This is a genomic window from Micromonospora tarensis (genome assembly GCF_016803395.1).
GTDB lineage: Bacteria > Actinomycetota > Actinomycetes > Mycobacteriales > Micromonosporaceae > Micromonospora > Micromonospora tarensis.
Genome location: NZ_JAEVHL010000303.1, coordinates 1 through 6,778 on the forward strand (window position 1 = coordinate 1; position 6,778 = coordinate 6,778).

A 6,778-nucleotide genomic window follows, 5' to 3' on the forward strand; every position below is an offset into this window, starting at 1 on the left:
CGGCGGGGGTCGGCGGGGCGGGCGGTGGCGCGTCCAGCCCGAGGGCGCGGGCGACGGTGTCGAACCGGCCGCCCAGCGCCAGCGTCGCCGAGGTGGCGACGACGGTGCGTTCGTCGTACAGGTGAGTGGCGAGGGTGCCGGCCACCGACAACGGCGCCACCACCAGCGCCCGGCGGCTGCCGCTGTCGTTCTTCTCCACCCAGGCCACGTCGTGGTCGGCCTCCTCCAGCAGCGCTGCGCGGTGCTGGAGAGCTCGTCCAGCGCGGCCTTGGTTTGCTGCTTGCGGACCGGGTCGGGGTCGTCGGACTTGATGTCGCCGATCGCGTCCAGCGCCGAGCGGGTCGCCGCGTCGAGCAGCGTGCACGCCTCGCGCAGCGGCGTCGGCAGCCCCGCGGTGATCCGCCCGGCCGGTGCCTCGGCCAGCCCGACCGCGAGGGCGTCACCGGCGGCGGTGAGCGCCTCGGCGGTCTCCGGGCGCAGCAGCGTACGGGCCCGTCGGGTGGTTCGGTCGATCAGCTCCGGCACCAGCTCCGCCTGGGCCGCGGAGGAGACCCGGTCGGCCAGCTCGTGTGCCTCGTCCACGATGAGCAGCTTGTGCGGCGGCACGATGTGCCGGTCGGCGAGCATGTCGACAGCGAGCAGGCTGTGGTTGGTCACCACGATGTCGGCCTCCCGGGCCCGAGCCCGCGACGCCTCGGCGAAGCACTCCTGCCCGAACGGGCAACGGGTCGCCCCGACGCACTCCCGGGCCGGCATCGACACCAGCCGCCAGGCCTGGTCGTCGACGCCCGGGTCCAGCTCGTCGCGGTCGCCGGTGGCGGTCTTCTCCGCCCAGTCGCGTAGCCGCTCGACCTGCTTGCCCAGCCGACCCGCCTCACCGAGCCACTTCGTTCCGCCGCCGGGACGGGCCGCCGGGGCGTCGAAGAGGGTGTCCTCCGGCTCCTCTTCGGTGGAGTTGTCCAGCCGGGCCAGGCAGAGGTAGTGGTGGCGACCCTTCAGCACCGCGAAGGTGGGTCGACGGCCGAGCACCGGCTCGACCGCGTCGGCGAGCCGGGGCAGGTCGTGGTCGACCAGTTGGGACTGCAACGCCAGGGTGGCGGTGGAGACCACCACCGGACCGTCCACAGTGAGCGCGGGCGCCAGGTAGGCCAGGGACTTGCCGGTGCCGGTGCCCGCCTGCACGAGCAGATGCTCGCCGCTGGCCACGCACTCCTCGATCGCCGTGGTCATCTGTAGCTGGCCGGGGCGTTCCGCGCCGCCGGGCACCGCGCCGACCGCCGCCGCCAGCAGCTCGGTGCCGCTGGGCCGGGCACCCCGGCGCCGGCTCCCGGCACGGGCCGACGGGGTGGCGGAACCGGTGGCGGTGCGGGGCGGAGTCACCGTGCGACGGTACCCGGCGCCGCCGACAGCGGCCGTGCCCATCCGCCGCGTGGCGCGCGGTGGTCCAGGCCTGAGCACTGGGCGATGCCGTCCGGTTACGGCCGCACTACGTCGCGTGGGCAGGATCAGTTAGGGTGCGAATCATGCCGAGCGACGTGGTCCGAGTGATCTACCGCAAGTACGACGGCAGCGCCCACCGCGACTACCCGGCCCGCCGGCTCACCGAGGACGACCTCGGCATCTGGCTCGGCGTGCCCGAGGGCACCGAGTCGGTCTACCACGGCCGGCGTCGGTGGAGAAGATCCCGTTCGTGCTGCTGGTGCCACATCACGCCTGGTGGACGGCGATGTTCAATCCGCCGCCCCGGACCAGCGAGGTCTACTGCGACATCGCCACCCCGGCGCGTTGGGAGTCGGACGACACGGTCCACCTCATCGACCTGGACCTGGACGTCGTCCGACGGCGGGCCACCGGCCTGGTGGAGTTGCTCGACGAGGACGAGTTCGCCGAGCACCGGGCTCGGTTCGGTTATCCGGACGACGTGGTGGTCGAGGCCGAAGCCGCTGCTCGCCGGCTGTTCGGGGCGCTCGGCGACGGCACCGAGCCGTTCGCCGGCGCGTACCGCAAGTGGTTGGCCCTGGTGGTCTGACCCGGACGTCCGGTCGGCGCCGGCGGCAGCGGTGCGCCGAGCGCCGGCCTCGGCGGGCGGAAAGCCGGTGGGTGGGTGATGATCCGTGCATGAGCGCACCTGAGCAACCGCAGATCGTGGCACCGGACGGCGGCTCCGTACGGGAGTTGCTGCGGGTCACCGCACCGGTGGACCTGGGCGCGATCGACCCCCGGTCCACGCCCGGCCTGCCGGCGGCGGCGGAACGCGCTGAACACCGCAAGACCTGGGCGCGGGAGCAGGTGGAGCTGGTCGGCGCCGAACTGGGCCGGCAGCAGGAGATGCTGTTCGCGACGGCCAAGACCGGTTCGGACCGTCCCACCCGCCGGGTGCTGCTGGTGCTCCAGGCGATGGACTGCGGCGGCAAGGACGGCACGATCAAGCGGGTGGCCGGCGCGATGAACCCGCTGGGCCTGCACATCCGGTCGTTCGGGCCGCCGACCGAGCGGGAGTTGCGGCACGACTTCCTCTGGCGGATCCGCCGGGAGCTGCCGCCCCCGGGGTACGTGGGGATGTTCAACCGTTCGCACTACGAGGACGTGTTGATCGCCCGGGTCGGTTCGCTGGTGCCGGAGACGACCTGGCGGGCCCGCTACGACGAGATCAACTCATTCGAGCGGGAGTTGACCAAGGGCGGCGTCACCCTGATCAAGGTGATGCTGCACATCTCGTACGCCGAGCAGGGCAAGCGCCTGTTGGACCGGCTCACCGACCCGCGCAAGCACTGGAAGTACAACCCCTCCGACATCGACTCCCGGGCGCACTGGGACGACTACCGGGCCGCGTACGCCGAGGCCCTGAGCCGGTGTGGCACGGACGCCGCGCCCTGGTTCGTGGTGCCGGCGGACCGCAAGTGGTACCGGGACTGGGCGGTGGCGCACCTGCTGCGTGAGACGTTCGACACGCTCGATCTGGGGTATCCGGCTGCCGATTTCGACGTGGCACGGGAGCGGAAGCGGCTCCTCGCTGGGGGAGCGGGTGCGGGTGGGGCGGCCGAGATGAACGACAGATGAACGACCGGTGAATGACGCCTGGCCAGGGGTGGGCCGGCGAATTCCCGGATCTGCCGTTTCCTAGCATTCACCGAGCGGGCGTCCGTTGGGCACCGCCACCCTTCCACCGACGCGACGAGGTCTGTGCTGTGAAGTTTTCCTTCCGCCCCACCGAGGGCGCCTTCTACGAGCTCTTCACCAGGGCCGCGCAGAACCTGGTCCGGGGCACCGCGCTGCTCAACGAGCTGGCCCTGCCCGGCGTGGACGTGCAGTCCGTCAGTGAGCGGCTGACCGAGGTCGAGCACGACAGCGACCAGATCACCCACGAGCTGTACAAGAAGATCAACTCGACCTTCATCACCCCGTTCGACCGGGAGGACATCTACCGGCTCGGCTCGCTGTTGGACGACGTCATGGACCACCTGGAGGCGGTCGGCGACCTGCTCTACCTCTACGGCCTGACCGAGCTTCCGGCGCTGCCCCGCGAGCTGCACGAGATGGTGAACGTGCTCGACCAGCAGGCCAAGTTGACCGCCGACGCGATGCCCCGGCTGAAGTCGATGAAGGATCTTGAGGACTACTGGATCGAGTGCAACCGGCTGGAGAACGAGGGCGACCGGATCAACCGGCAGCTGCTGGTCCGGCTCTTCTCCGGTGAGTACGACGCGTTGACGGTGCTGAAGATGAAGGAGGTCGCCGACGAGCTGGAGGCGGCCTGCGACGCCTTCGAGCACGTGGCCAACACCGTCGAGACCATCGCCGTCAAGGAGTCCTGAGCCGGTGTCCCCTGAACTCATCGCCGTACTGGCGGTGATCGCGGTGGCCCTGGCGTTCGACTACACCAACGGCTTCCACGACGCCGCCAACGCGATTGCGACAAGCGTCTCCACCCGGGCGCTGACCCCCCGGATCGCCCTCGGGCTCGCCGCGGTCGGCAACTTCGTCGGCGCCCACTTCGGCGCCGGTGTGGCCAAGACCGTCGGCGACGGGCTGGTCACCCTGCCAACCGGGGTGAACAGCCTCGGGGTGGTCTTCGCCGGGGTGCTCGGCGCGATCGCCTGGAACCTGATCACCTGGTACTTCGGCCTGCCCTCGTCGTCCTCGCACGCGCTCTTCGGCGGACTGGTGGGGGCGACCCTGCTCTCCACCGGCGGCATCGTGCAGTGGGGCAACATCGGCGAGAAGGTGCTACTGCCGATGGTGCTGTCGCCGATCGTCGGCCTCACCCTCGGTTACCTGCTGATGCTCGCCATCCTGTGGCTGTTCCGGAAGGGGCAGCCGGGCAAGCTCAACCGGGGCTTCCGGTGGGCGCAGACCGCCTCGGCCGCCGCCATGTCGGTGGGCCACGGCATGCAGGACGCCGCCAAGACCATGGGCATCGTGGTGCTGGCGCTCTACACCGGTGGCTTCCAGGAGAGCAAGACGCACATCCCCGGATGGGTGTTCTGGACCTCGGCGACCATGCTGGCCCTCGGCACGTACGCCGGTGGTTGGCGGATCATCCGCACCCTGGGGCGCAAGATCATCGACCTGGGGCCGCCGGAGGGCTTCGCCGCCGAGACGGTCGCCAGCGCGGTGCTCTACTTCAACGCCCTGGTGCTCAAGGCGCCGATCTCCACCACCCACACGATCACCTCGGCGATCATGGGCGTGGGCGCGACCAAGCGGCTCTCCGCGGTGCGCTGGAACGTCGCCGGCAACATCGTGCTCGCCTGGATCATCACGTTCCCGGCCGCCGCGCTGATCGCCTGCATCACCTACCTGCTGGTCCGGCCGCTCTTCGGCTGACCGTTCCGGTTACGACTGAGGCCCCCGGTTCCGACCGGGGGCCTCCCTCGTCACTCGTAGCGCACGCCGATCTGCTCGCGGACCGTGTCCAGCAGGGCCATCACCTCAAGGGTGGTGGCGTGCGGCACCAGCGGGCTCTCGGTCAGCCCGGCGGCGAGGCAGCGCTGCACCTCGATCGCCTCGTACTGGTAGCCGTTGCCGGCCAGGTCCGCGGTGATCGTCTCCGGCTCGGCGCCGGCCCGGTGCAGCGTCAGCGAACCCGGCCGGAAGAACGGCTCCGGCAGGTCGATCCGACCGGTGCTGCCGGTGATCGAGGCGGCGAGCGAACTCGCGCCGACCATGCCGCAGCTCAGGGTCGCCAGCGCGCCGCTGTCGTACCCGAACAGCATGCCGGTGTTCTCGTCCGTGCCCTCCGGGCCGAGCCGCGCCCAGGACCGGACGTGCTGCGGCACCCCGAGCAGCAGGTGGGCCAGGCTGATCGGGTAGATCCCCAGGTCGAGCAGGGCGCCCCCGCCCAGTGCCGGGTTGCGCATCCGGTGCTCCGGCGGGAACGGCCCGGCCACGCCGAAGTCGGCCCGGACGCCGGTCACCGCGCCGATCGCGCCCTCCGCGATCAGCTCGACCGCGCGCAGGACAAGTGGGTTGGTCCGCATCCACATGGCCTCCATCAGGAAGACCCCGGCGGCGCGGGCCGTCTCCACCAACTCGGTGCTGGTGGCCAGACTGAGGGTGAACGGCTTCTCCAGCAGCACCGGGCGGCCGGCGGTGAGGCAGGTCATCGCCGCCTCGTAGTGCGCGGAGTGCGGCGTCGCCACGTAGATGGCGTCCACCTCCGGGTCGGCGGCCAGCTCCACCCACGAGCCGTAGGCGCGCTTCGCGCCGTACGTGTCGGCGAAGCGCCGCGCGCTGTCGGCGGCGCGGGAGCCGACCGCGACCAGCTCGGCGTCCGGCACCAACCGGAGGTCTTCGGCGAAACGGCTGGCGATGTGGCCGGTGGCCAGGATGCCCCAACGAGTCATGCCGAAACGCTAGCCGAGCCAGGTGAACCGCCCGCTGCCGGACGCGTGCCCGGCGGTGCCGGGTCAGGGAACTAGGCTCGCGGCATGACGATCGACAGCGACGGCTTCGCCGCCCCGGCCGCCCTGGTCGAGCACGCCCGCCGGTTCCAGGCCGAGGGTGGCGTCCCGGCCACGCCGCGGGTCGCGGCCACCGTGTTGCTGCTGCGTCCGACCGAGACCGACTTCGAGGTGTACGTCATCCGCCGGGTCGCCGCGATGATCTTCGGCGGGATGTACGCCTTCCCCGGCGGCGGGGTGGACCGCTCCGACTCCGAGGCGCACCTGGACTGGGCCGGCCCGACACCGGACGAGTGGGCGGGCCGGCTCGGGGTGGTGCCGGGCGCCGCCCAGGCGGTGGTCTGCGCCGCCGCGCGGGAGGTCTTCGAGGAGGCGGGCGTCCTGCTCGCCGGCCCGGACCGGGCGACGGTGGTGGGCGATGTCAGCGGCGACGACTGGGAGGCGGCTCGGCAGGACCTGGAGGGGCGTCGGCTGGGCTTCGCGGCGCTGCTCGCGGACCGTCAGCTCACCCTCCGGTCGGATCTGCTGCTGCCGTGGAGCCGGTGGATCACTCCCGAGTTCGAGCCGCGCCGCTTCGACACGTACTTCTTCGTCGCCCTGCTGCCGGCGGGGCAGCGGACCCGCGACGTCTCCGGCGAGGCCGACCACACGCTGTGGATCCGGCCGGCGGACGCGCTGGCCCGGGCCCAGGCCGGCGAGCTGACCATGCTGCCACCGACCCTGGTCACGCTGGCCCAGGTGGCGGCGGCTGGCGACCTGGCCGGCGTGGCCCGCGCGGCGGCTCATCGGGACCGCCGGCACCCCGGTCACCCCACGCCTGGACCTGCCGCCGAACCGGCGAACCCCGCTTCGTCCTGACCTGAGCCCGCGCCCGC

General features: G+C 71.9%; 4 protein-coding genes and 3 pseudogenes. 5 read left to right on the top strand and 2 right to left on the bottom strand.

Features of this window, described 5'->3' with window-relative positions; genetic code table 11:
* Window positions 1-1,422 (bottom strand): annotated as a pseudogene (locus JM949_RS32095) (ATP-dependent DNA helicase); the annotation flags it as partial.
* 101 nt (window positions 1,423-1,523) lie between these two features.
* On the opposite strand from JM949_RS32095, the pseudogene JM949_RS32100 reads away from it, so the two are divergent.
* The 4 genes and pseudogenes from JM949_RS32100 (at window position 1,524) to JM949_RS32115 (ending at window position 4,827) form a co-directional block, all read left to right on the top strand.
* A pseudogene (locus tag JM949_RS32100) lies at window positions 1,524-2,029 on the top strand (DUF402 domain-containing protein).
* Between the two features lie 89 nt (window positions 2,030-2,118).
* On the top strand, window positions 2,119-3,060 hold the full coding sequence (locus tag JM949_RS32105; RefSeq protein WP_203151841.1) for a PPK2 family polyphosphate kinase: 942 nt from the start codon (window positions 2,119-2,121) through the stop codon (window positions 3,058-3,060).
* Between the two features lie 128 nt (window positions 3,061-3,188).
* A complete protein-coding gene (locus JM949_RS32110; RefSeq protein WP_030327784.1) occupies window positions 3,189-3,815 on the top strand; it encodes a DUF47 domain-containing protein in 627 nt (208 codons plus the stop codon).
* A gap of 4 nt (window positions 3,816-3,819) precedes the next feature.
* Window positions 3,820-4,827, top strand: a complete 1,008-nt coding sequence (locus JM949_RS32115) for an inorganic phosphate transporter (RefSeq protein ID WP_203151842.1) — start codon at window positions 3,820-3,822, stop codon at window positions 4,825-4,827.
* A gap of 50 nt (window positions 4,828-4,877) precedes the next feature.
* On the opposite strand, the gene JM949_RS32120 is transcribed toward JM949_RS32115, so the two are convergent.
* Window positions 4,878-5,846 carry a Gfo/Idh/MocA family protein gene (locus tag JM949_RS32120; protein WP_203151843.1) on the bottom strand — a complete coding sequence of 323 codons (969 nt, stop codon included), beginning with the start codon at window positions 5,844-5,846 and terminating at the stop codon, window positions 4,878-4,880.
* Window positions 5,847-5,930: 84 nt separating this feature from the next.
* On the opposite strand from JM949_RS32120, the pseudogene JM949_RS32125 reads away from it, so the two are divergent.
* Window positions 5,931-6,766: pseudogene (locus JM949_RS32125) on the top strand (NUDIX hydrolase).
* Window positions 6,767-6,778: the final 12 nt, after the last annotated feature.